This is a genomic window from Pseudomonas akapageensis (genome assembly GCF_011355085.1).
Taxonomy (GTDB): Bacteria; Pseudomonadota; Gammaproteobacteria; order Pseudomonadales; family Pseudomonadaceae; genus Aquipseudomonas; species Aquipseudomonas akapageensis.
This window is the reverse complement of sequence record NZ_VXCP01000001.1, coordinates 372,802-394,966: the sequence shown is the minus strand read 5'-3', so window position 1 is coordinate 394,966 and position 22,165 is coordinate 372,802. Positions and strand designations below refer to the sequence as shown.

Here is a 22,165-nt window from a genome sequence, read left to right as displayed (position 1 = left end):
CGGGATGTTTCTGCTTTATCATTCCCCCAACTTTATGTGTGGACATTCAGGACGTTATGTCAGTTTTTTCTCGAGATGCACTGCGCACGGCTGCGCTCTACCTTCTGGCTTCACTCCTCTGGGTGCTGCTGTCTGATCAAATATTGAACAACCTTTTCGATGAATCGTTGGCGTCGCTGCGTGGGTGGCAGCTCAACGTTTACCTATGGGTTTTTTTCAGCGCCGGGCTCATGTTTTTTACCCGTTCGCGGTTGTATCGCAAGATCGGTGCGGGCGCACGGATACAGCAAGTGGATCGGGAGCGCTTGCGCATGGCTGCCGCGGTGTACGAAAGCACCCTGGAAGGGGTGCTGGTGACCGACCATCAGGGCCTGATCGTGCACGTCAACCGGGCTTTCATGAATATCACCGGTTACCGGCATGACGAGGTCCTTGGCCAACGCCCCAACATGTTCAAGTCCGGTCGCCATGGCCTCGAGTTCTACCAGCACATGTTCGCGACCCTGGCAGCCAGGGGCGAGTGGAGCGGCGAGATCTGGAACCGGCGCAAGAGTGGTGAAATCTACCCGCAGTGGCAGACCCTCTGCACCATCCATGACGATCAAGGCCAGCTCAGCCACTATGTGGCGGTGTTCAGCGATATCAGTGCGATCAAGCATTCCGAGCGGGAGCTGGCTTATCTGGCCCATCACGATCCGCTCACAGAATTGCCCAACCGCTTGCTGTTCAACGACCGGACCGCACAAGCGCTGACCCAGGCTTTCGCGAACAAGCGCGGTTGCGCCTTGCTGATGCTCGATCTCGATCACTTCCAGAGCATCAACGACAGCCTCGGCCACTCCACGGGCGATCAATTGCTCAAGGCCGTTGCCGAGCGCTTGAAGGCGGTGTTTGAAAGTGGGATTACGCTGGCCCGCCTCGGCGGCGACGAATTTGCCATGCTGGCCGAGCATTGCGAGCAGGTCGAGGAGGCCGTCACGCTGGCGCAAGCCATCATCGATGGGCTCAGGGAGCCCTTTGTGCTCGACAGCCATCAGTTGTTCGTCAGTGCCAGTATCGGCATCAGTTTGTTCCCCCTCGATGCCTCGGATGCCGAGCAACTGTTGCGCAATGCCGATTCGGCATTGTTCAAGGCCAAGAGCAGTGGTCGTGCCGGCTATGCCTTGTACACCGAGGAATTGACTGCCTGCGCCCAGCAGCGAGTGGAAACTGCCAATGAACTGCGCCGGGCTCTGGAGCAGCAGGAGCTGCGTGTTCACTATCAGCCGGTGCATGACTTGCTCAGCCAGCGCTTGATCGGCGTCGAGGCCTTGGTGCGCTGGCAGCACCCCCAGCGCGGTCTGGTGCCACCTGGCGAATTCATTCCGGTTGCCGAGCGGACGGGGTTGATCAGTGAGATCGATGCCTGGGTGATGCGCCAGGCCTGCGAGCACATGGTCCAGTGGCAAGCGCAGGGGCGAGCGCTGGAATTTGTCGCTGTGAATGTTTCGAGTCGATTGTTCGGTCGCCAGGATTTGTTTCGACAAGTGGCCCAAGTGTTGCGCGAAACCGGCCTGGACCCGTCGCTCCTCGAAATTGAAGTGACCGAAAGTGCGGTCATGGACGATCCTGAAGCCGCATTGGAGCAAATGCACCGACTTCGCGAATTGGGCCTGCGCTTGGCCATCGATGACTTTGGCACCGGTTATTCATCGCTGTTGCGGCTCAAGCGCCTGCCGGTGCAGAAACTCAAGATCGACCAGGGTTTTGTCGCCGACCTGCCCGCCGATGAAGATGACGCCGCCATCGTTCGGGTGATCATTGCCCTGGCACGCAGCATGGGCATGCTGGTGCAAGCTGAAGGCATCGAGGACGCCGCGCAGTCGCTATTCCTGCTCGAGCAACAGTGCGACTTGGGGCAGGGGTATTGGTTCGGAAGGCCAGTACCGGCCGAACAGATCATCTGGATCTAACACCTCGTACACCTCGTCACCTCGTTCCCACGCTCTGCGTGGGAATGCCTCTCCGGACGCTCCGCGTCACGCCGCAGAGCGGCTGACACTGCATTCCCACGCAGAGCGTGGGAACGAGCTCAAGATAACTATATTTTGGTTATATTAAAATTCTTAAATAGTATTTTTAAGAATATATCGGCCTATCTACTATTGCTCTCAAGCCAGGAGCAGTCGCCAGACAACGCCACTGCACGGCACCTCTCATATCAGGAGCACGAGCATGAGCGCATCACTGCGAAGCGTTGACGGTCAGGACGAATCGACCATTTTGCGCGAGATCCAGGCCGCCTTGCGCGACCTGCGTTTTGGAGCCGTGGAAATCACCGTCCACAACGCTCAGGTGGTGCAGATCGAGCGCAAGGAAAAATTCCGACTACAGGCGCCGAACAACAAACCCAGCTGAATCGAGCGACCCATGAACGCAGCCAGCCAATACAGCGTTCAGGAACGAATGCGGACCTGAAGCGCCACAGAAACTGCCAATAAACATTATTAGAAAAACGCCACTTTCAGGAGCTTCACCATGACCATCCGCCGTTATGCCCTGGCTGCTCTTGCCAGCGCTGTATTTGCCGGTTCCGCTGTTGCCAAGGACATTGAGCTGCTCAATGTCTCCTACGATCCGACCCGTGAGCTGTATCAGGAATACAACGCCGAGTTCACCGACTTCTGGAAGAAGGCGCACCCCGAAGACAACCTCAAGATCCAGCAATCCCATGGTGGTTCGGGCAAGCAGGCGCGGGCCGTAATCGACGGGCTGCGTGCCGATGTGGTGACCCTGGCTCTGGCCGGTGACATCGATGAAGTCAGCAAGCTGGGCAAGAGCATTCCGGAAAACTGGCAGACTCGCCTGCCGGATGCCAGCACCCCTTACACGTCGACCATCGTATTCCTGGTGCGCAAGGGCAACCCCAAGGGCATCAAGGATTGGGGCGACCTGACCAAGAATGGCGTCGAAGTGATCACGCCGAACCCTAAAACCAGTGGCGGCGCTCGCTGGAACTTCCTGGCAGCCTGGGCCTACGGCCTGAAAGCCAACGGCGGTGACGAAGCCAAGGCCAAGGAATACGTGCAGAGCCTGTTCAAGCATGTACCGGTACTGGACACCGGCGCCCGTGGCTCGACCATCACCTTTGTGAACAACAACATTGGTGACGTGCTGCTGGCCTGGGAAAACGAAGCCTTCCTGGCCCTCAAGGAGCAGGGTGGCGACCAGTTCGAAATCGTCGCGCCTTCGATCTCGATCCTGGCCGAACCCCCGGTGGCGGTGGTCGACAAGAACGCCGAGAAAAAGGGCACCAAGGATATCGCTGAAGCTTACCTCAAGCACCTGTACAGCCCGGCTGGCCAGGAAATCGCAGCCAAGAACTTCTATCGGCCGCGTGACAAAGAGGTGGCCGCCAAGTACGCCAAACAGTTTCCGGATTTGAAACTGGTCACTATCGACAAGGACTTTGGTGGCTGGAAAACTGCCCAACCGAAATTTTTCAATGACGGTGGCGTTTTCGACCAGATCTACAAGGCGCAATAATCTGTATTAGCCAGCCAAGAGCCCGGAATTCGTTTCCGGGCTTTCGTGCGTTAACCAAGGACTCTTATGTCGCGTCGTATCTCCCCCGTCATACCCGGCTTCGGGCTGACACTGGGCTACACCTTGGTGTACCTCAGCCTGATTGTGCTCATACCCCTGGCGGCGATGTTCGTGCATGCCGCTCAACTCACCTGGGAGCAATTCTGGGCAATCGTATCCGCACCGCGCGTGCTGGCGGCGCTGAAGCTGAGCTTCGGTACCGCCCTGTACGCGGCCATTATCAATGGGGTGATCGGTACGTTGCTGGCCTGGGTGCTGGTGCGCTACACCTTCCCCGGACGCAAGGTGATCGACGCGATGATCGATCTGCCGTTCGCCTTGCCGACTGCCGTTGCCGGTATCGCCCTGACGGCGTTGTATGCGCCGACAGGGCTGGTTGGGCAGTTCGCCACCGACCTGGGTTTCAAGATCGCCTATACCCCGCTGGGGATCACCCTGGCCCTGACCTTCGTCACCATGCCGTTTGTGGTGCGCACGGTACAGCCGGTACTGGCCGACATCCCGCGTGAGGTCGAAGAAGCTGCGGCATGCCTGGGTGCCAAGCCGTTGCAGGTGTTCCGCTACATCCTCGCGCCGGCACTGCTGCCCGCCTGGCTGACCGGTTTCGCCCTGGCCTTTGCCCGTGGCGTGGGTGAGTACGGTTCGGTGATTTTCATCGCCGGCAACATGCCCATGAAAACCGAGATCCTGCCGCTGCTGATCATGGTCAAGCTCGATCAATACGACTACACGGGCGCCACGGCCATTGGCGTGCTGATGCTGGTCGTTTCCTTCATCCTGTTGCTGCTGATCAACTTGTTGCAGCGGCGCATTGAAACCCCTTGAAGGAGGCACCGGACATGTCTGCACCTACGCTCACTGCCGCCGCATCGGCCAATGCCGCCCGCCGTGGCAGCGCCGTTTCCCGGCGGATCCTGATCGGCCTCGGCTGGCTGATTTTTGCGCTGTTTCTGTTGTTGCCGTTGTTTATCGTGGTGTCCCAGGGCCTCAAGATGGGCCTGGGCGCCTTTTTCACCGCGATTTTCGAGCCCGATGCCTTGTCGGCCCTGAAGCTGACGGTGATCGCCGTGTTGATTTCGGTGCCGTTGAACCTGGTGTTCGGCGTCAGCGCCGCCTGGTGCGTGAGCAAGTACTCGTTCCGGGGCAAAAGTATCCTGGTGACCCTGATCGACCTGCCGTTCTCGGTTTCGCCAGTGATCGCAGGTCTGGTCTACGTGTTGATGTTCGGCGCCCAGGGCCTGTTCGGGCCGTGGTTGCAGGATCATGACATTCAGATCGTTTTCGCCTTGCCGGGCATCGTCCTGGCGACCATCTTCGTCACCGTGCCCTTCGTGGCCCGTGAGTTGATTCCGTTGATGCAGGAGCAAGGCACCCAGGAAGAGGAAGCCGCGCGCCTGCTTGGTGCCAATGGCTGGCAGATGTTCTGGCACGTCACGGTGCCCAATATCAAATGGGGCCTGATCTACGGCGTGGTGCTCTGCACGGCGCGGGCGATGGGCGAATTCGGTGCGGTCTCGGTGGTCTCGGGGCACATTCGCGGGGTGACCAACACCTTGCCGCTGCACGTCGAGATCCTCTACAACGAATACAACCACGTTGCCGCGTTCGCCGTTGCGAGCCTGTTGCTGATCCTGGCGCTCTTCATCCTGCTGCTCAAGCAGTGGAGCGAATCCCGTATTAACCGCCTGCGCGCCAGCGCCGCGGAGGAATAAGTCATGTCGATCGAAGTCCGTAATGTCAGCAAGAACTTCCACGCTTTCAAGGCGCTGAACAGCATCAACCTGGATATCCAGAGTGGTGAGCTGGTGGCGCTGCTTGGCCCGTCGGGCTGCGGCAAGACCACCCTGCTGCGGATCATCGCCGGCCTGGAAACCCCCGATCAGGGCAGTATCGTGTTCCACGGCGAAGACGTTTCCGGGCACGATGTGCGTGATCGCAACGTCGGCTTCGTGTTCCAGCACTATGCCCTGTTCCGCCACATGAGCGTGTTCGACAACGTCGCCTTCGGCCTGCGCATGAAGCCCAAGGGCGAGCGTCCGAGCGAAAGCAGAATCGCCGAAAAAGTGCATGAACTGTTGAACATGGTCCAGCTCGACTGGCTCTCGGACCGCTACCCGGAGCAGCTGTCCGGTGGTCAGCGCCAGCGTATCGCCCTGGCCCGTGCCCTTGCGGTGGAGCCCAAGGTGCTGCTGCTCGACGAACCCTTCGGCGCCCTCGACGCCAAGGTCCGCAAGGAGCTGCGGCGCTGGCTGGCGCGGCTGCACGAGGACATCAACCTGACTTCGGTGTTCGTGACCCATGACCAGGAAGAGGCCATGGAGGTTGCCGACCGCATCGTGGTGATGAACAAGGGCGTGATCGAACAGATCGGTTCGCCGGGCGAGGTGTACGAGAACCCGGCCAGTGATTTTGTCTATCACTTCCTCGGCGACTCCAACCGTCTGCATCTGGGCGAAGACCGGCATGTACTGTTCCGCCCGCACGAGGTGTCACTATCACGCCATGAGCTGGAGGATCACCATGCTGCTGAGGTGCGTGATATCCGCCCATTGGGCGCGACCACGCGGGTGACCTTGAAGGTCGAAGGGCAGAGCGAGCTGATCGAGGCGGAAGTGGTGAAGGATCATGACAGCCTGATCGGGTTGGCGCGGGGGGAGACCTTGTTCTTCAAGCCGAAGGTTTGGCAGCAGGTGGCGAATATTTAAGGACGCTGCGGTCCCTGTAGCCGCTGCCGCAGGCTGCGCTCGTCCGCACCGCGGGCGCAGGATCTCAAATCCGCCGAGAGGTCCTGCGGACCTCAGCGCAGCCTGCGGCAGCGGCTACAGAATCGACCGCATAGCGGTCGCGCTTCACCGCAACCCCACCGGCCCTGCATTGGCCTCGATTTCCCGCTTCAACTCCAACCGCATCCCCATCAAAAACCCCAGCTCCGCCACCACGAACAACGGCCCGACAATCAACCCGGTAACGTCATCGACAAAGGCCGGCTTGCGCCCCTCGTAGTAATGCCCGACAAACTGGATGGCCCAGCCAACCACGAACAACCCCAGTCCGGCACCCAGCCAGACCAGCGTGTCCTGTTCGGCAAGGACCTGACCGACCCACAGGCACAGGCCCAGAAAAATCGACATCAACACACCGTAGCGTTCATCCAGCCGCAGGTAGAACCAGGCCGCCGCCATTGCCGCAAACGCCGCAGGCGACACCCAGGCGCCACCCAATACAGACAGGCCTGGACGCGACAGCAATACCGTGACGGCGACCACGATCATCGGCACGCCGATGAAGTGGGTGGCGATATTGCGTGGGTCGCGGTGGTAGGCCGCGTATCGGCTCAGGTGCTCGACCAGGCTTTTCATTGTTGTTCCTCACGGTCATTGGCAAAGGTCAGACCAGGCTGTCGCGGTACTGTCCCGGCGACAGGCCGGTCCAGCGCTTGAAAGCCCGATTGAAGCTGCTGGTATCGGCAAATCCGAGCAGGTAACTGATCTCGCTCAATGAGCTGCTGGCGTCGCGCAGATGCTGCAATGCCAGGTTTTGCCGGCATTCGTCGAGCAGGCTGTCATAGCGACAGCCTTCATCGGCCAGATGGCGCTGCAGGCTGCGCAGGCTCAAGTGCAGGGCTTGAGCGATTTTGTCGGCCGAGGGCACGCCTTCAGGCAACTGTACCTCGATGGTCTGACGCACCCGCCGCTCCCAGGTCAGCGGCTGCAGGACCTCAAGGGTGCGGTTGAGCACCTTCTCGTTGTGTTCGGCCAGTTCCGGGTTGGCGTCATCCAGGTGGCAATCGAAATCCGCGCAGGAAAACTCCAGGCGATTCTCCTCGGCGCCGAATTGGATCGGTGCACGCAGCACCGAGTGCCAAGGTGTCGGGTCTGGCGGTTCCGGGCGTGTCAAAGCGACGGCCAGCGGCGCGTAGTCGCGACCCAGTCGGTTGCGACAGGTACGCACATAGATGGCGATGAACGCATCGATGGCTTCAGGGGCGGGTGGGACGCTGCCTTCGGGCAATTGCAGACGAAACAGATAACGACCGTGCTCGCGGCTCAATTGCAGGGTCAGGGCATCGCTGACCACCTGGTGATAACGCACAATCCGCTCGAACACTTCGCGCAGGCTGCCGCTGGCAACCAACGCATAGCCCAGGGCATGGAAGGTGGTTGGGCTGACGAAGCGCGACACCCGCAGGCCAATGGCGGGATCGCCGCTGGCTTCGACCGCCAGTTCCCACAGGCGCGTGGTGGCCTTCAGCGGATAACGGGCGTTGGGATCGTCCATCCACTGGGGGTCGAGCCCGGCCTGACGGCAGAGTTCAGCGCTGTCCAGCCCGAGTGCATCGAGCTGCTTGCGCAGGGCGCGGGTCCAGCTGGCGAGGGAAGTCGGTTCAGGCATGCTGATTGGCGTTTCCGGTCAACAGGTTGGCGTTCAAGGCTAAAGCCTGTCTTTTCGTTCTAGCACACAGTTTGATCCTCACAACAAGAGGATGGAAGCATGCAACATTCTTCTGCAAAACATCGATCGACAAGCGGCGAAAACATGAATTCACAACAGCGATCGGCACATATTCGCGAAGTGGTGATGGCCCGTGGCGATGAACTGCGTCAGCGCTACCCGCTGCTCAAGCATCAGGATGCGTTGGGGGCCGGCATTCTGGCGTTCGCCCTGGCCGGGATGATCGGCTCGGCGGCGTTGTATGTCGGCGGGCACATGGCCTGGTGGGCGTGCTTGCTGCTCAATGCGTTCTTCGCCTCGTTGACCCATGAGCTGGAACACGACCTTATCCACAGCATGTATTTCCGCAAGCAGCGGGTGCCGCACAACCTGATGATGGGACTGGTGTGGCTGGCGCGGCCGAGTACCATCAGCCCGTGGATTCGCCGCAATCTGCACCTCAACCACCACAAGGTTTCCGGCAGCGAGACCGATATCGAAGAGCGCGCCATCACCAATGGCGAGCCCTGGGGTTTCGCGCGGTTGTTGATGGTTGGCGACAACATGATGTCGTCGCTGGTCAGGCTGCTGCGGGCCAAAACCTGGGAAATGAAAGTCAGCATCCTCAAGCGCACCGTGAAGGGCTATGCCCCACTGGGTCTGATGCACTGGGCTGCCTGGTATGTGTTCCTTGGCTTTCACGCAGCCAACGGCATCGCCAGCCTGATGGGCGCGTCCATCGATTGGTCGGCCAATACCCTGGCAACGATGCAGGTGCTCGACATCGCCGCGGTCGTGATCATCGGGCCGAATGTGCTGCGTACGTTCTGCCTGCACTTCATCAGTTCGAACATGCACTACTACGGCGATAACGAGCCGGGCAACGTCATCCAGCAGACTCAGGTGCTCAACGCCTGGTGGCTGTGGCCGCTGCAGGCATTCTGCTTCAACTTCGGCAGCACCCACGGCATCCATCATTTCGTGGTCAAGGAACCCTTCTATATCCGCCAGATGACCGCGCCGGTGGCGCACAAGGTGATGGCCGAGATGGAAGTGCGTTTCAACGATTTCGGCACCTTCACCCGTGCCAACCGTTTCACGCGTCGTTCGCGGACGGTTCCTGGCACGGCGAAAGCCATGCAGGTGTGATTTTAATATTCTATTTTGATCTGATTTCAGCGTTAAAAATTACTTTGAGAGATAAGCGTTTGTCGTTGATGATTCGCGGCACGCTGAATGAATTAGCAGCTATTTGGGGGCCGTCTCTCTGGCAGGGGGGCGGTCTTTTTTTGTCCGTTATGCGGCCGCAAATCGGCATCAATATTCAATAAAGATATTAATAAATAGCTTCTTATTCCTTAACGAATATATAACCCACCCCTATACTTTGCCCAAGAACGCAAACGATGCAGGAGGCGCACCCCATGCGCAACGAGTCGATCCGTTACCTGATTGTGCCGGGCTGGCAAGGTTCGCCAGACGATCATTGGCAAACTCACTGGCAAAACAGCCTGCCCAACAGCGCCCGCGTGGAGCAGGCCGACTGGCTGACACCCAAGCGCCAGGACTGGGTTGGCGCACTGGAACAGGCGATTGCCGCCGACAGTACGCCGGTGATTCTGATCGCTCACAGCCTGGGCTGCATCACGGTCGCGCATTGGGCCAGCCAGGCGTCGGTGAGTTTGTTGCGACGGGTGCGTGGTGCCTTGCTGGTGGCGCCAGCCGATGTCGAACGCCCGACCTGCGCTCCGGCCTTGCGCAACTTTGCGCCGATCCCGCAACACCTGTTGCCGTTCCCGTGCCAGGTGGTCAGCTCCGACAACGATGCTGCCGTCAGCGCTCCTCGAGCGATGCAGCTGGCACGTGCATGGGGCGCCGAGGCAGGGATTCTTGCAGGCGCCGGTCACATCAACGTCAAGTCCGGGCATCAGCGCTGGGAGCAGGGGTTCGCCTACCTGTATCGCCTGCAGAACCGGCTGGAACAGCACGCTTTACGCCGCGCCTGATTTTCTCGCGCATCCATTGATTCTGCTGAAAACGCCCAGGCCCATAAGCGCCTGGGCGGGAGTTCGCCATGAGTTTTCAAGACACCTCCGGTCAGCCATTGCTGACCTTCCCTGAAGCCGACAAGAGCCCCTTGAGCATACGTGCCAAGGCTCTGGTTTTCGTCGACCCGCGCTCGCGGCAGTTGCGCGAAGAGCTCGAACAGCTCGCGCCAAGCGCTCTGCCAGTGCTTATCCGCGGGGAAACCGGAACCGGCAAGGAGTTGCTGGCCAGGCAGATCCATCGTGCCAGCGATCGCGCAGGGCTATTCGTATCGGTCAATTGCGGTGCAATCAGCCCCACCTATGCCGACGCTGAGCTGTTCGGCTACAGCGCCGGCGCCTACAGCGGCTCGGCCAGCAGCCGCGCCGGCTGGTTCGGATCGGCCAATGGCGGGACGCTGTACCTGGATGAAATCGGCGACCTGCCCTTGCCGATTCAGATCAAGTTGCTGGCCGCCCTGGAGAACCACGAAGTCACTCGCGTGGGCGCGCAACAGCCGAGCCCGGTGGATGTACGCCTGGTCGCGGCTTCGAGCATCGATCTGGCCCAGGCGGTGGCGGTCGGCAAGTTCCATGAGCGTCTATATCACTATCTACGCGAGGGCCACCTGCTGTTGCCGGCCTTGCGTGAACGGGTCGGCGACATCCTGCCGTTGGCCGAGTACTTCGTCGGTATCTACAGCCAACGCCTCAACCTGGCAGTGCCGCTGATCAGCGAAAGTGCACAAGCGTTGCTGGAACAACACAGTTGGCCGGGCAATACCCGTGAGCTGGAAAACGTTATTCATTTTGCCCTGCTGGTCAGCAGCGGTGACGAGATCTTGCCCGAACACCTGAATCTGCCACGCGCGGCAGCGTCGGTAACCGACATCGGGCAGCAGTTGGAGCAGGTGTTGGTGCAGGGGAACCGGGCTGAGCTGTCGGTATTGAAGTCGCTGCTGGAACAAAGCCTGCAGCGTCTGGAACAGGATTTGTAAAAAAGGAATAAGAAGCTAATTAAAAGATATTGTTCCGGTATAAAAAATCTCGGTATCGTCCGCTCCACGCCAGCGCTAATCGACGCTCGGCACCCCCTTTCAAGCCGTCGCTGTACGGCTGTGATATTCGAATAAGGACTGCGCATGAAAAAGGCTTTGTTGTTCACTGCATTGGCGGCCGCCCTGTCGGTTGCCGGTTTCACCCAGGCCGGGGAAAAACTGGTGGTCGCTGCCACTCCGATCCCTCATGCGGAAATCCTCGAGCTGATCAAGCCAACCCTGGCCAAGGAAGGCGTGGACCTGGAAATCAAGGTCTTCACCGACTACGTACAGCCAAACGTGCAGGTCGATCAGAAGCGCCTGGATGCCAACTACTTCCAGACCCTGCCGTACCTCAAGAGCTTCAACGAAGGTAAGGGCACGCACCTGGAAACCGTGATCGGCGTTCACGTCGAACCGTTCGGCGGCTACTCGAAGAAGGTCAAGACGCTGGCTGAACTCAAGGACGGCGCCACCATTGCCATCCCTAACGAAGGCAGCAACAGCGGCCGTGCGTTGATCCTGTTGCAGAAGGCCGGCCTGATCGAACTGAAAGATCCGAAGAATGCGCTGGCCACGCCAAAGGACATCGCCAAGAACCCGCACAACTTCAAGTTCAAGGAACTCGAATCGGCCATGCTGCCGCGTGTGCTGGATCAGGTCGACCTGGACATGATCAACACCAACTACGCGCTTGAAGCAGGCCTGAACCCGGCCAAGGATGCCCTGGTCATCGAAGGCAGCGACTCGCCTTACGTTAACTTCCTGGTCGCCCGTCCTGACAACAAGGACAGTGCCGCGATCCAGAAGCTGGCCAAGGCACTGACCAGCCCGGAAGTGAAGGCGTTCATCGAGAAGAAATACAATGGCGCGGTACTGCCGGCGTTCTAATTCGACTGCAACCGGTCATGAGGTTTCCCACGCCGACGGCTTTTACAGCGTCGGTGTTTTTACATCTGCAGGTTCATGAATGCGACTGCAAGGCGCGGCGCAATGCCTCGAGCAGTTTGAGCGCATCCTGGGGGTCGAGCGTGGGTGGGCACTGTTGGCCATTCATGGTTTTCGTCCTTGAAAGTGATTGTCACGCGTTGAGCTATCGACGCTTCGATAGCGTTTGCGCGGAAAAGATCCCGATTCGCGCAACAATTTCCTCTGTTGAATCAGTCCGGCCAATGCCAGGCCGGTTCATCCAGCATTCCCTGGCCGACAATCCTCGTCTGGCCCAGTTGCTTCTCAAGCATAATCGAATTACAGCCCGGCGCCGCTTCCAACGCGGCAATCAAGCGGCGCGCATGTGACACAACCCACACCTGGGAATGTTGCGATGCACGAATGATCAGGCGGGCCAGTGCCGGCAACAGGTCCGGGTGCAGGCTGGTTTCCGGTTCGTTCAGGACCATCATGGTCGGGGGCCGGGGCGTCAGCAGGGCTGCGACCAATAGCAGGTAACGCAACGTACCGTCCGACAGCTCGGCGGCCGATAACGGCCTTAACAGCCCTTGCTGCGCAAACTCCACGCGAAACTGCCCGCCCGGTACCGCGTCGATTGCAAGCGTCGCACCTGGGAAAGCATCGCTGATGGTCTCGTGCAGGGCTTGCGGGTCGCCGATCTCGAAAATGGTCTGCAGCGCCGCCGCCAGGTCGCGGCCGTCATGGTGCAACACGGGGGTGCGTGTGCCGAGTTGCGCGCGCCGTGCCGGGGCGTCGCTGTCGGTGCGGAAATGGTCGTAGAAGCGCCAGCCGCGAATTTGTTCACGCAGGTGCAGGACTTCAGGGGAAGAGCGCAGGTTGCCGACCTGATCGAACAGACTGTCGTAGCTGGGCACGTGTTGCGCCAGCACGTCCCAGTTGCGTCCCTCGCGAGCACGGATCATCGGCCCCTGCCGGTCCACCAGTTGGCTGGCCGGTCGGTACACGGGGCCGGCCCAGATGTTTTCCTTCTTGATCTCCGGGTCCAGGGCAAACATCGAGCGGCTCGGTTCCGGCAAGCCGAGTCCAATCGCGTAACTGAAATCCTCGCCACTGAAACCCAGGCGCAAACGCTTGACGCCTTGCCGTGGCCCGCCCTGAATCTCCACCTCACCCTTGCTCATGCGTCGGCTGATGGCCTCGGGCCCCGCCCAGAAGGTCGACTCCAGCCCGCCTTCACGCGCCAGCGCATTGATCACCCCGCCCTGGGCCGTTTCGGCCAGCAGGCGCAGCGCCTTGTACAGGTTGGACTTGCCACTGCCGTTGGCGCCGGTGATGACGTTCAGGCGTTGCAGGGGCATGACCAGGTGGTTGATGGAGCGGTAATTGGCAACTGCCAGGCTGGTGAGCATGTGGCGTCCTTGCTTCGTTGAGGCAAATCAACGAAGTATAAAAGGCAAGCGTCTGTAATGGGGTGGGCACAGTTGTAACCGTGAACTACGCTAACAATCGCAAGAAAACCGAGCAGTACAGCATGAGCAAGGAGCCTGCATGGCTGTTTTACGATGGAAGTTTATCGTCGGCCTGGGGGTTCTGGCCGTACTCGCCGGGTGTGGCGAGCAAAACCCTGCTGAACCGCAACGTCCTCGAGTCAGTGTCCAGCAGGTCAAGGCAGGGGATTTTGCCGCGTCCGTGACATTGACGGGCGATATACAGGCGCGGGTGATGTCCGACCTGTCATTCCGGGTCGGTGGCAAGATCATCTCCCGATCGGTCGATGTCGGCGACCGGGTCACTGCCCAGCAAGTACTGGCACGGCTTGATCCCAAGGACTTGCAGACCAATGTCGACTCGGCCGTGGCCGCTGTGTCCGCCGAGCAGGCGCGGGTCAAGCAGGCCAGTGCGGCGTACGACCGCCAGGTCAAACTGTTGCCCAAGGGCTACACCAGCCAGAGTGAATTCGATTCCGCCCAGGCGGCCCTGCGCAGCACCCAGAGCGCGCTGCGAGCCGCCCAGGCGCAGTTGGCCAATGCCCGCGACCAATTGGGCTATACCGCGCTGGTCGCCGATGCACCCGGTGTGATCACCGCGCGGCAAGCCGAGGTTGGCCAGGTCGTGCAAGCCACAATGCCGATCTACACCCTGGCTCGGGACGGTGAGCGCGATGCGGTGTTCAACGTCTACGAATCGGTCCTGATCGGTGCCCGCAGGGATCAACCGGTCACGGTCAGCCTGATTGAAAACCCGGATATCAAGGCACCCGGCAAAATCCGTGAGGTGACGCCGGTGGTCTCCGCCGAAACCAGCACGGTGCAGGTCAAGATCGCTTTGCTGGAAGTGCCTGCGGGGATGGAGCTCGGCGCCGTCGTCAGCGCGACCGGGGAAGTGCAAAAAGGCGAGGTAAGCATCGAGTTGCCCTGGTCGGCACTGACCAAGGGGTTGGACGAGCCTGCCGTGTGGGTGGTCGATGGCGACAACAAGGTGAGCTTGCGCTCGGTCAAGGTCGTTCGGTACCTGACCGGCAGAGTCATTCTCAATGATGGCCTCAAGGACGGGGAAAAAGTGGTGGTTGCAGGTGGACAATTGTTGCATCCGGGCATGCAAGTGGAGATCGCCAACTCGAGCAAGGATGGATTCGCGCCATGAGGCATTTACCGGTGCTTGTGTTGTGCGGCCTGATGCTCGCAGCCTGTTCAAAAAAGGAGGCACCTGCCGAACCTGTGCGGCCGGTGCTGTTCACTACGGCCAAGGAACAGAGCCAGGAGCAGTTGGGGCGTTTTGCCGGAAGCATCCAGGCGCGCTATGAAAGCGTCCTGGGCTTTCGTGTCTCCGGGCGCATTGCCCAGCGTTATGTCGACGTCGGCAGCGAGGTCGAGAAGGGCACGTTGCTGGCGTCCCTTGACCCGATCGATCAGCAGAACCAGTTGCGCGCGGCCCAGGGCGACCTGGCCAAGGTCCAGGCGCAGTTGATCAATGCCCAGGCCAATGCGCGGCGCCAGCAGCAGTTGTTCGACCGGGGCGTGGGTGCCCAGGCACAACTGGATGCCGCACGAACCGACCTGAGCACCACCAAAGCCTCGGTCGACCAGGCCCAGGCGGCAGTCGACCAGGCCAAGGATCAATTGGCTTACATTGAATTGCGCAACGACCACGCCGCTGTCGTCACCCAGTGGCATGCCGAGGCGGGTGAAGTGGTCAGTGCCGGCCAGGGCGTGGTGACCCTGGCACGACCGGACGTCAAGGAGGCGGTGATCGACCTGCCCGCGACACTGGCCGAACAATTGCCGGTCGGCCTCGAGTTCATCGTCGCGGCCCAGCTCGATCCGAGCATCAATACCACCGCGACCCTGCGCGAGATCGAGCCCCAGGCCGAAAGTACCACCCGCACGCGCCGTGCCCGCTTGACGCTGGCCACTACGCCTGAGGGGTTCCGGCTGGGTTCGGCCATCAGCGTCACGCTCAGCTCGTCGATCGAACCGCACACCGAGGTACCGCTCACCGCACTGCTGGAGCGCGATGGCGAAGTACGGGTGTGGGTGATCGATATGCAGGCGAAGACGGTTTCGACGCGTGTGGTCAAGGTCGCCAGCCGGGGTCCTGGCACCGCATTGCTGACATCGGGTATCAAGCCCGGAGAGCACGTGGTTACCGCCGGTGTGAACAGCCTCAAAGAGGGGCAGAAGGTTAAGGTCGACGAGGAAGCAGTGCGATGAACGGAAGCTTTAACCTGTCCGAATGGGCGCTCAAGCACCAATCCTTTGTCTGGTACCTGATGTTTGTCGCGTTGTTGATGGGGGTATTTTCCTACTTCAATCTGGGACGTGAGGAAGACCCTTCCTTCGCCATCAAGACTATGGTGATCCAGACCAGCTGGCCGGGGGCGACCCAGGAAGAAACCCTGGACCAGATCACCGACCGCATCGAGAAAAAGCTCGAAGAGCTGGATTCGCTCGACTACGTGAAAAGCTATACCCGTCCCGGTGAATCGACGGTGTATGTGAACCTGCTCGATACCACCAGCGCCAAGGACATTCCGCAGATCTGGTACCAGGTGCGCAAGAAGATCCAGGACATTCGCGGGCAATTTCCGGCGGGTATCCAGGGGCCGGCGTTCAACGACGAATTCGGCGATGTGTTCGGTTCGATCTATGCGTTCACGGCCGATGGCCTGACCATGCGCCAGCTGCGCGACTACGTCGAACAGGTCCGCGCCGAGATTCGTGAGGTGCCCAACCTGGGCAAGCTCGAGATGATCGGCCAGCAGAACGAAGTGATCTACCTGAATTTTTCCACGCGCAAGCTGGCCGGCCTCGGGCTTGATCAGCGCCAGGTGCTGCAAAGCCTGCAGACCCAGAACGCGGTGACGCCAGCCGGGGTGATCGAAGCCGGCCCCGAGCGGATTTCGGTGCGCACCTCGGGGCAGTTCGCTTCGGAGAAAGACCTGGAAGCGGTCAACCTGCGGGTCAATGATCGGTTCTATCGGCTGGCCGATATTGCCGACATCAGCCGCGGCTATGTCGACCCGGCCTCACCCATGTTCCGCTACAACGGCCAGCCCGCCATCGGCCTGGGCATCGCCATGAAGTCCGGTGGCAATATCCAGGCCTTCGGCAGCGCGCTGCACGCGAAGATGGACAGCCTGATCGCCGACCTGCCCGTGGGTGTCGGCGTGCATATCGTTTCCGACCAGGCCGTGGTGGTTGAAGAGGCGGTCGGCGGCTTTACCAGCGCCTTGTTCGAAGCCGTCGTGATCGTGCTGGTGGTGAGTTTCGTCAGCCTCGGCGTGCGTGCTGGCCTGGTGGTGGCCTGCTCGATTCCGTTGGTGCTGGCGATGGTCTTCGTGTTCATGGAGTACAGCGGCATTACCATGCAGCGGATCTCCCTGGGCGCCCTGATCATTGCCCTCGGTCTGTTGGTGGACGATGCCATGATCACCGTGGAGATGATGGTCACGCGGCTGGAGCTGGGTGAGACCAAGGAGCAGGCGGCAACCTTCGCCTATACCTCGACGGCGTTTCCGATGCTTACCGGCACCCTGGTGACGGTCGCCGGCTTCGTGCCCATTGGCCTTAACGCGAGCTCTGCCGGGGAATACACCTTCACCCTGTTCGCAGTGATTGCCGTGGCCATGATCGTGTCCTGGATAGTCGCGGTGCTGTTCGCTCCGGTGCTTGGCGTACATATCTTGAGCAAGGACGTAAAACCCCATTCCGAAGAGCCCGGCCGAATCGGCAAGGCCTTCAACGGTGGGCTGATGTGGTGCATGCGCAATCACTGGACTGCGATCATCCTCACTGTGCTCCTGTTTGTGCTGGCCGTGTTTTCCATGCGCTTCGTGCAAAACCAGTTTTTCCCGGCGTCCGACCGCCCGGAAATCCTGGTGGACCTGAACCTGCCGCAGAACGCTTCGCTCGACGAAACCCGCAAGGCTGTCGACCGCCTTGAAGCGACGCTCAAGGATGACCCGGAAATCGTTCGCTGGAGTTCCTACATCGGCCAGGGCGCGATCCGTTTCTACCTGCCGCTGGATGTGCAACTGCAGAACCCCTACTACGCCCAGTTGGTCATCGTCGCCAAGGATTTCGAGGCGCGCACCGCCTTGAGCGAACGCTTGCGCCAACGCCTGCGCGATGACTTCGTCGGCATCGGCAGCTTTGTCGGGGCGCTGGAGATGGGGCCGCCGGTCGGTCGGCCTATCCAGTATCGGGTCAGTGGCCCGGATATCAACCAGGTGCGCAAGCATGCGATTGACCTGGCCACGTTGCTCGACAAGAACGAACACGTCGGCGAGATGATCTACGACTGGAATGAGCCCGGCAAAGTCCTGCGTATCGACATCGCCCAGGACAAGGCGCGGCAGTTGGGCCTGTCCTCCGAGGATGTGGCTAACCTGATGAACGGTATTGTCAGCGGCTCGACCGTCACCCAGGTGCACGACAGCATCTACCTCATCAATGTGGTCGGGCGTGCGGTGGACAGCGAACGGGGCACCCCCGAGACCCTGCAGAACCTGCAGATCGTCACGCCCAGCGGGACATCGATTCCGCTGTTGTCCTTCGCGACTGTGCGCTATGAACTGGAGCAGCCGCTGGTATGGCGACGTGATCGCAAGCCGACCATCACCATCAAGGCCGGTGTGCGCGACGCGATCCAGCCCACCGATCTGGTCAAGCTGCTGAAACCGGGTATCGATGAGTTCGCCGCCAACTTGCCGCAGGGCTATTCGGTGGCCACGGGGGGTACCGTTGAGTCGAGCGGCAAGGCCCAGGGGCCGATTGCCAAGGTCATTCCGTTGATGCTGTTCTTGATGGCGACCTTTCTGATGATCCAGTTGCACAGCGTGCAGAAGCTGTTCCTGGTGGCCAGCGTGGCGCCGCTTGGACTTATCGGCGTCGTGCTGGCATTGATTCCGACGGGCACGCCGATGGGCTTTGTGGCGATCCTGGGGATTCTGGCGTTGATCGGCATCATCATCCGCAACTCGGTCATCCTGGTGACCCAGATCGATGCCTACGAGCGCAGTGGTTATACGCCCTGGGATGCCGTGGTACAGGCTACCGAGCACCGGCGCAGGCCGATTCTGCTGACGGCGGCGGCGGCCAGCATGGGCATGATCCCCATCGCCCGGGAAGTGTTCTGGGGGCCGATGGCTTATGCCATGATCGGCGGGATCATCATTGCGACCTTGCTGACGTTGCTGTTTTTGCCGGCGCTTTATGTGGCCTGGTACAAGGTCAAGGAGCCTGCCAATACGGCGACGCACTAACCCTGTAGCCGCTGCCGCAGGCTGCGCTGGAGCCCCGCAGGGGCTCCCCTGGTGGTCTTGAGACCCTGCGCCCGCTACGCGCGCGAGCGCAGCCTGCGGCAGCGGCTACATGGGCGGTGTCATCAATCTTTGCGCCAAACGCTGGCCAACCAAGGCTGCTGCTCCCGCGGCAGCCCTGCTGGCCGATAGTAATGCTCCAACTCCACAAACCCCGCTTGCGTCAGCAACTGCCGCCAATGCTCAAGGTCGTGGTACGCCCCATACCGATTGCCATTCCAACCCTCCTGATTCTCCCCGCGTGGATTGGAACTAAACAACACGCCACCGGGCTTGAGCGTGGCGTGCAGCTGCCTTAGTACCCGCGGCAGTTCCTGGCCTGGTACATGAAACAACACTGCGTTGGCGAAGATCCCGTCAAAGCGGCCATCGGGTAAATCGAGATTGAGGAAGTCCTGCTGCCAGACCTCGCAACCGCTGTCGGCGCGGGCCATTTCGGCAAAACGCTCGGCGCCATCGAGGCCGGTGGCGACGTGGCCAAGGGCCGTGAAGGTTTTCAGGTCGCGGCCCGGCCCGCAGCCGAAGTCGAGAATCTGAAAGGGGGGCTGACCCTGGATATGCCGTAGCAGTGCCTCGATGTTTTGACTGACATCGTGATCGCGGGTGCCTGCGCGAAAATCTTCGGCACTGTAGTTGTAATGAGCGACCGTGGTCGCGCTGATCTGCTTGAGTTCGTCAGGTTCCAGGGTCATCGCGGGGCTGCCGGAAAAGGGAGTCCCACGACTATACCTCAACGTTTGTTCAGCACCCTTGCCAAGCGATCACCGCTCAACTGGATGAATGCAACCAGCACCACCAGCAACACAATCACCGTGAACATGATCTGGCTGTCGAAACGCTGATAGCCATAGCGGTAGGCAATGTCACCCAACCCCCCGGCTCCGATGGCGCCGGCCATGGCCGAAGAATTGATCATGGTGACCAGGGTGATGGTGAAGCCACCAACAATTCCTGGCAGGGCTTCAGGCAACAACACATGCCAAACGATATGCCAACGCCGGCAGCCCATGGCTTGCGCCGCTTCAATCAGGCCATGATCGACCTCGCGCAGGCTGACTTCGGCGACGCGAGCGAAGAATGGCGTTGCGGCGATGGTCAATGGCACCACAGCAGCCCAGACGCCGTAGGTGGTACCGACGATCAGGCGGGTGAACGGGATCAGCGCCACCATCAGGATCAGGAAGGGCACCGACCGGAACAGATTGACGAAGGCCCCCAGCGCCCGATTCAACGCTGGCGCCTCGAAGATGCCGCCCTTGCTGCTGGTGACCAGGATCACCGCCAGCGGAATGCCCAGCACCAACGCTATCAATGACGACACTCCGACCATCAGGAAGGTATCGACTACGCCCTGCAGCAAGCGCTCAAACCACATAGCCGAGTACCTCCACCTGATGCGCCCACTGTCGGGCACGATTGACCAAGGTGTCGCGGTCGTGGGGCGAGTTGGCCACCGTCACCACCAATTGCCCCAGCGTGCGTCCTTGAATCTGCTCGATGCCGCCCTGGAGCAGGCTGACTTGCCCACCCAGGGTGCTGAACAGCGTCGAGAGTTCTGGCGCCCGATCGTCGTTGCCGGTGAGCCGCAAGCGCAGTGCCAGGGCGGCGTTCGGGCTGATGGGGTGCTTGTGCAGGCGCGCTTGCAGTTCTTGCGGCAAGTCATGCTGCAAGGGGGCAAGCAAGGTCTTGCTGACCTCGTGGCGTGGATCGCCGAACACTTGCCATACCGGCCCCTGCTCGATGATCCGACCGCGCTCGAGCACCACAACCCGGTCGCAGATATCGCGGATCACCGACATCTCGTGGGTGATCAGAATGACGGTCAGGCCCAGGCGTTGGTTGATGTCCTTGAGCAGGACGAGAATCGATTCGGTGGTCTCCGGGTCCAGTGCCGAGGTGGCCTCGTCGCACAGCAATATTTCCGGATCATGGACCAGAGCTCGGGCGATGCCCACGCGCTGTTTCTGGCCACCGGACAGCTGGGCCGGGTAGGCGTCGTGCTTGTCCTGCAGGCCGACCAGTTCCAGCAGTTCGGTGACCTTGCGCTGGCGCAGCGCCTTGCCTACGCCCGCCACCTTCAAGGGCAGTTCGACGTTCTGCCAGACGGTCTTGGCCGACATCAGGTTGAAGTGCTGAAAGATCATGCCGATGCGCCGGCGCAGTTCCACCAGACGGTCTTGATTGAACGGGCCGATGTCGATTTGGTCGATCAATACTCGCCCGACACTGGGCTGCTCCAGGCGATTGATCGTGCGGATCAGCGACGATTTGCCGGCACCGCTGCGACCGATGATGCCGAAGATTTCGCCGCGCTGGATCGCCAGGTCGATGCCTTCCAGGGCTGCCACCGGGCCTTGCTGGCCGTTGTAGGTTTTGCCAACGCCGACAAAGCGCACGTGGGCGGTGTTCAGATCCGGGTGCAGTGCCGTCGGCGGCACCGTCGCGTGTGCCACTTCATCCTGAATTCGTTGGGCATTGGCGGTTGTCATTTCAGCTCTCCCAGCCTGGTTGGTAGAGCTTGCCGTGGGCCTGCTCCAGTGCGGCACGCACCTTGGACGAGTGCTGGTAGATATCGACGAATTTGGCCAGGCGCGGATCGTTCTTGCTCTCGGGCTTGATCACGAACTGGATCACGTACTCCTTGTGGTCGAGGCCGTCGAACAGCAGTGCGGAGCCGGCATCGAAGGTCTTGGCCAGGCGGATATAGGCCGGGTAGCCCTGGACCAGGTCGGCATCGTCATAGGCGCGCACCAGTTGCACGGCTTCGACTTGCAGGATCTTGAGCTGCTTTGGGTTGGCGATGATGTCGTCTTCGGTAGCCTTGTAGCCGACGCCAGGCTTGAGCGTGATCAGCCCCGCCTTGGCCAGCAATTGCAGGCCGCGTCCGCTGTTGATCGGGTCGTTGGCAATGGCGACGCTGGCGCCGGTGGGCAGCTCGTCGAAGCTTTTGTATTTTTTCGAGTAGAGACCGACGTTGTTGATGATTCCGGGCGCATAGGGCACAAGGTCGAAACCGGCAGCGGCCTTGGCATTTTCCAGGAAGGGGATGTGCTGGAAGTAGTTCACGTCGATATCGCCACTGGCGAGGCTGACATTTGGCGCGATCCAGTCGCTGAACTCCACCAGTTCGACTTTCAGGCCTTGCTTGTCCGCTTCGGCGACGGCGGCTTCCAGCGGGATGGCGAAGGCGGCGGTGGTGCCGATTTTCAGGGCATCGGCGGCGTGTGCGCCGAGGGTGAACAGGCCGATGGCCAGTGTGAGAAGGGTTTGTTTGAGCATTGGGTGTACTCCAATCGGTATAGGATTGTTTGGGTTACGACCGCTCTGCGGCCGGGCGCAGCCTGCGGCAGCGCCAA

At 60.6% G+C, this 22,165-nt stretch carries 20 protein-coding genes; 13 read left to right on the top strand and 7 right to left on the bottom strand.

The features are described 5' to 3' along the window. The first annotated feature begins 56 nt into the window (after positions 1-56). The 6 genes from dibA to F2S13_RS01680 all read left to right on the top strand — a co-directional run bounded on the left by dibA (position 57) and on the right by F2S13_RS01680 (position 6,290). On the top strand, positions 57-1,952 hold the full coding sequence (dibA, locus tag F2S13_RS01705; RefSeq protein ID WP_166358384.1) for a phosphodiesterase DibA: 1,896 nt from the start codon (positions 57-59) through the stop codon (positions 1,950-1,952). Between the two features lie 262 nt (positions 1,953-2,214). Continuing rightward, the gene (gene oscA / locus F2S13_RS01700) at positions 2,215-2,397 is read left to right on the top strand and encodes a sulfur starvation response protein OscA (RefSeq protein ID WP_166358382.1); all 183 of its coding nucleotides are present in this window, start codon (positions 2,215-2,217) and stop codon (positions 2,395-2,397) included. 120 nt (positions 2,398-2,517) lie between these two features. Then, positions 2,518-3,525, top strand: a complete 1,008-nt coding sequence (locus F2S13_RS01695) for a sulfate ABC transporter substrate-binding protein (RefSeq protein WP_166358380.1) — start codon at positions 2,518-2,520, stop codon at positions 3,523-3,525. A gap of 66 nt (positions 3,526-3,591) precedes the next feature. After that, on the top strand, positions 3,592-4,410 hold the full coding sequence (cysT, locus tag F2S13_RS01690) for a sulfate ABC transporter permease subunit CysT (RefSeq protein ID WP_166358378.1): 819 nt from the start codon (positions 3,592-3,594) through the stop codon (positions 4,408-4,410). A gap of 14 nt (positions 4,411-4,424) precedes the next feature. Continuing rightward, positions 4,425-5,297, top strand: coding sequence for a sulfate ABC transporter permease subunit CysW (gene cysW, locus F2S13_RS01685; RefSeq protein WP_166358376.1), 873 nt, complete (start codon positions 4,425-4,427; stop codon positions 5,295-5,297). A 3-nt stretch (positions 5,298-5,300) separates the two neighbouring features. After that, entirely contained in the window at positions 5,301-6,290 is a 990-nt protein-coding gene (locus F2S13_RS01680) for a sulfate/molybdate ABC transporter ATP-binding protein (protein WP_166358374.1), read from the top strand. Positions 6,291-6,434: 144 nt separating this feature from the next. On the opposite strand, the gene F2S13_RS01675 is transcribed toward F2S13_RS01680, so the two are convergent. Continuing rightward, a complete protein-coding gene (locus tag F2S13_RS01675; protein WP_166358372.1) occupies positions 6,435-6,944 on the bottom strand; it encodes an Mpo1 family 2-hydroxy fatty acid dioxygenase in 510 nt (169 codons plus the stop codon). Positions 6,945-6,972: 28 nt separating this feature from the next. Then, positions 6,973-7,977 (bottom strand): AraC family transcriptional regulator, encoded by a 1,005-nt coding sequence (locus tag F2S13_RS01670; protein WP_166358370.1) that lies wholly within the window; start codon positions 7,975-7,977, stop codon positions 6,973-6,975. Positions 7,978-8,121: 144 nt separating this feature from the next. Between F2S13_RS01670 and F2S13_RS01665 the strand changes: the two genes are divergently transcribed. From F2S13_RS01665 to F2S13_RS01650, 4 genes are all read left to right on the top strand, one after another. Next, on the top strand, positions 8,122-9,165 hold the full coding sequence (locus F2S13_RS01665) for a fatty acid desaturase (protein WP_246237675.1): 1,044 nt from the start codon (positions 8,122-8,124) through the stop codon (positions 9,163-9,165). 275 nt (positions 9,166-9,440) lie between these two features. Then, on the top strand, positions 9,441-10,022 hold the full coding sequence (locus F2S13_RS01660) for an alpha/beta hydrolase (RefSeq protein ID WP_166358366.1): 582 nt from the start codon (positions 9,441-9,443) through the stop codon (positions 10,020-10,022). A 68-nt stretch (positions 10,023-10,090) separates the two neighbouring features. Beyond that, complete coding sequence (locus F2S13_RS01655) at positions 10,091-11,038, top strand: sigma 54-interacting transcriptional regulator (protein ID WP_166358364.1); 948 nt, start codon at positions 10,091-10,093, stop codon at positions 11,036-11,038. Positions 11,039-11,182: 144 nt separating this feature from the next. Next, a complete protein-coding gene (locus F2S13_RS01650) occupies positions 11,183-11,968 on the top strand; it encodes a MetQ/NlpA family ABC transporter substrate-binding protein (RefSeq protein WP_166358362.1) in 786 nt (261 codons plus the stop codon). Positions 11,969-12,237: 269 nt separating this feature from the next. Here the strand turns inward: F2S13_RS01650 and F2S13_RS01645 are convergent, their stop codons facing one another. After that, positions 12,238-13,398 carry an AAA family ATPase gene (locus F2S13_RS01645; RefSeq protein ID WP_166358360.1) on the bottom strand — a complete coding sequence of 387 codons (1,161 nt, stop codon included), beginning with the start codon at positions 13,396-13,398 and terminating at the stop codon, positions 12,238-12,240. Positions 13,399-13,537: 139 nt separating this feature from the next. Here F2S13_RS01645 and F2S13_RS01640 point away from each other — a divergent pair, with 139 nt between their 5' ends. Genes F2S13_RS01640 through F2S13_RS01630 form a run of 3 tightly spaced genes read left to right on the top strand, consistent with a single transcriptional unit; the run spans position 13,538 to position 18,752 of the window. Then, positions 13,538-14,632 (top strand): efflux RND transporter periplasmic adaptor subunit, encoded by a 1,095-nt coding sequence (locus F2S13_RS01640; protein ID WP_166358358.1) that lies wholly within the window; start codon positions 13,538-13,540, stop codon positions 14,630-14,632. Continuing rightward, positions 14,629-15,699 carry an efflux RND transporter periplasmic adaptor subunit gene (locus tag F2S13_RS01635; RefSeq protein WP_166358356.1) on the top strand — a complete coding sequence of 357 codons (1,071 nt, stop codon included), beginning with the start codon at positions 14,629-14,631 and terminating at the stop codon, positions 15,697-15,699. Before F2S13_RS01640 ends, F2S13_RS01635 begins: the two co-directional genes overlap by 4 nt. After that, positions 15,696-18,752, top strand: coding sequence for an efflux RND transporter permease subunit (locus F2S13_RS01630; RefSeq protein ID WP_166358354.1), 3,057 nt, complete (start codon positions 15,696-15,698; stop codon positions 18,750-18,752). The genes F2S13_RS01635 and F2S13_RS01630 overlap by 4 nt, the downstream gene beginning before the upstream one ends. A gap of 122 nt (positions 18,753-18,874) precedes the next feature. On the opposite strand, the gene F2S13_RS01625 is transcribed toward F2S13_RS01630, so the two are convergent. Genes F2S13_RS01625 through F2S13_RS01610 form a run of 4 tightly spaced genes read right to left on the bottom strand, consistent with a single transcriptional unit; the run spans position 18,875 to position 22,088 of the window. Beyond that, positions 18,875-19,501 (bottom strand): class I SAM-dependent methyltransferase, encoded by a 627-nt coding sequence (locus F2S13_RS01625; protein WP_166358352.1) that lies wholly within the window; start codon positions 19,499-19,501, stop codon positions 18,875-18,877. Between the two features lie 38 nt (positions 19,502-19,539). Beyond that, positions 19,540-20,184: a methionine ABC transporter permease gene (locus tag F2S13_RS01620; RefSeq protein WP_166358350.1), complete on the bottom strand. Its 645-nt coding sequence runs from the start codon at positions 20,182-20,184 to the stop codon at positions 19,540-19,542. Further along, positions 20,174-21,298, bottom strand: coding sequence for a methionine ABC transporter ATP-binding protein (locus F2S13_RS01615; protein ID WP_166358348.1), 1,125 nt, complete (start codon positions 21,296-21,298; stop codon positions 20,174-20,176). Before F2S13_RS01615 ends, F2S13_RS01620 begins: the two co-directional genes overlap by 11 nt. Position 21,299: 1 nt before the next feature. After that, positions 21,300-22,088: a MetQ/NlpA family ABC transporter substrate-binding protein gene (locus F2S13_RS01610; RefSeq protein WP_166358346.1), complete on the bottom strand. Its 789-nt coding sequence runs from the start codon at positions 22,086-22,088 to the stop codon at positions 21,300-21,302. Positions 22,089-22,165: the final 77 nt, after the last annotated feature.

Excerpts from the sequence above, each read along its gene's own strand:
- dibA (WP_166358384.1), top strand. The coding sequence starts at position 57 with ATGTCAGTTTTTTCTCGAGATGCACTGCGCACGGCTGCGCTCTACCTT.
- oscA (WP_166358382.1), top strand. The coding sequence starts at position 2,215 with ATGAGCGCATCACTGCGAAGCGTTGACGGTCAGGACGAATCGACCATT.
- F2S13_RS01695 (WP_166358380.1), top strand. The coding sequence starts at position 2,518 with ATGACCATCCGCCGTTATGCCCTGGCTGCTCTTGCCAGCGCTGTATTT.
- cysT (WP_166358378.1), top strand. The coding sequence starts at position 3,592 with ATGTCGCGTCGTATCTCCCCCGTCATACCCGGCTTCGGGCTGACACTG.
- cysW (WP_166358376.1), top strand. The coding sequence starts at position 4,425 with ATGTCTGCACCTACGCTCACTGCCGCCGCATCGGCCAATGCCGCCCGC.
- F2S13_RS01680 (WP_166358374.1), top strand. The coding sequence starts at position 5,301 with ATGTCGATCGAAGTCCGTAATGTCAGCAAGAACTTCCACGCTTTCAAG.
- F2S13_RS01675 (WP_166358372.1), bottom strand. The coding sequence starts at position 6,944 with ATGAAAAGCCTGGTCGAGCACCTGAGCCGATACGCGGCCTACCACCGC.
- F2S13_RS01670 (WP_166358370.1), bottom strand. The coding sequence starts at position 7,977 with ATGCCTGAACCGACTTCCCTCGCCAGCTGGACCCGCGCCCTGCGCAAG.
- F2S13_RS01665 (WP_246237675.1), top strand. The coding sequence starts at position 8,122 with ATGAATTCACAACAGCGATCGGCACATATTCGCGAAGTGGTGATGGCC.
- F2S13_RS01660 (WP_166358366.1), top strand. The coding sequence starts at position 9,441 with ATGCGCAACGAGTCGATCCGTTACCTGATTGTGCCGGGCTGGCAAGGT.
- F2S13_RS01655 (WP_166358364.1), top strand. The coding sequence starts at position 10,091 with ATGAGTTTTCAAGACACCTCCGGTCAGCCATTGCTGACCTTCCCTGAA.
- F2S13_RS01650 (WP_166358362.1), top strand. The coding sequence starts at position 11,183 with ATGAAAAAGGCTTTGTTGTTCACTGCATTGGCGGCCGCCCTGTCGGTT.
- F2S13_RS01645 (WP_166358360.1), bottom strand. The coding sequence starts at position 13,398 with ATGCTCACCAGCCTGGCAGTTGCCAATTACCGCTCCATCAACCACCTG.
- F2S13_RS01640 (WP_166358358.1), top strand. The coding sequence starts at position 13,538 with ATGGCTGTTTTACGATGGAAGTTTATCGTCGGCCTGGGGGTTCTGGCC.
- F2S13_RS01635 (WP_166358356.1), top strand. The coding sequence starts at position 14,629 with ATGAGGCATTTACCGGTGCTTGTGTTGTGCGGCCTGATGCTCGCAGCC.
- F2S13_RS01630 (WP_166358354.1), top strand. The coding sequence starts at position 15,696 with ATGAACGGAAGCTTTAACCTGTCCGAATGGGCGCTCAAGCACCAATCC.
- F2S13_RS01625 (WP_166358352.1), bottom strand. The coding sequence starts at position 19,501 with ATGACCCTGGAACCTGACGAACTCAAGCAGATCAGCGCGACCACGGTC.
- F2S13_RS01620 (WP_166358350.1), bottom strand. The coding sequence starts at position 20,184 with ATGTGGTTTGAGCGCTTGCTGCAGGGCGTAGTCGATACCTTCCTGATG.
- F2S13_RS01615 (WP_166358348.1), bottom strand. The coding sequence starts at position 21,298 with ATGACAACCGCCAATGCCCAACGAATTCAGGATGAAGTGGCACACGCG.
- F2S13_RS01610 (WP_166358346.1), bottom strand. The coding sequence starts at position 22,088 with ATGCTCAAACAAACCCTTCTCACACTGGCCATCGGCCTGTTCACCCTC.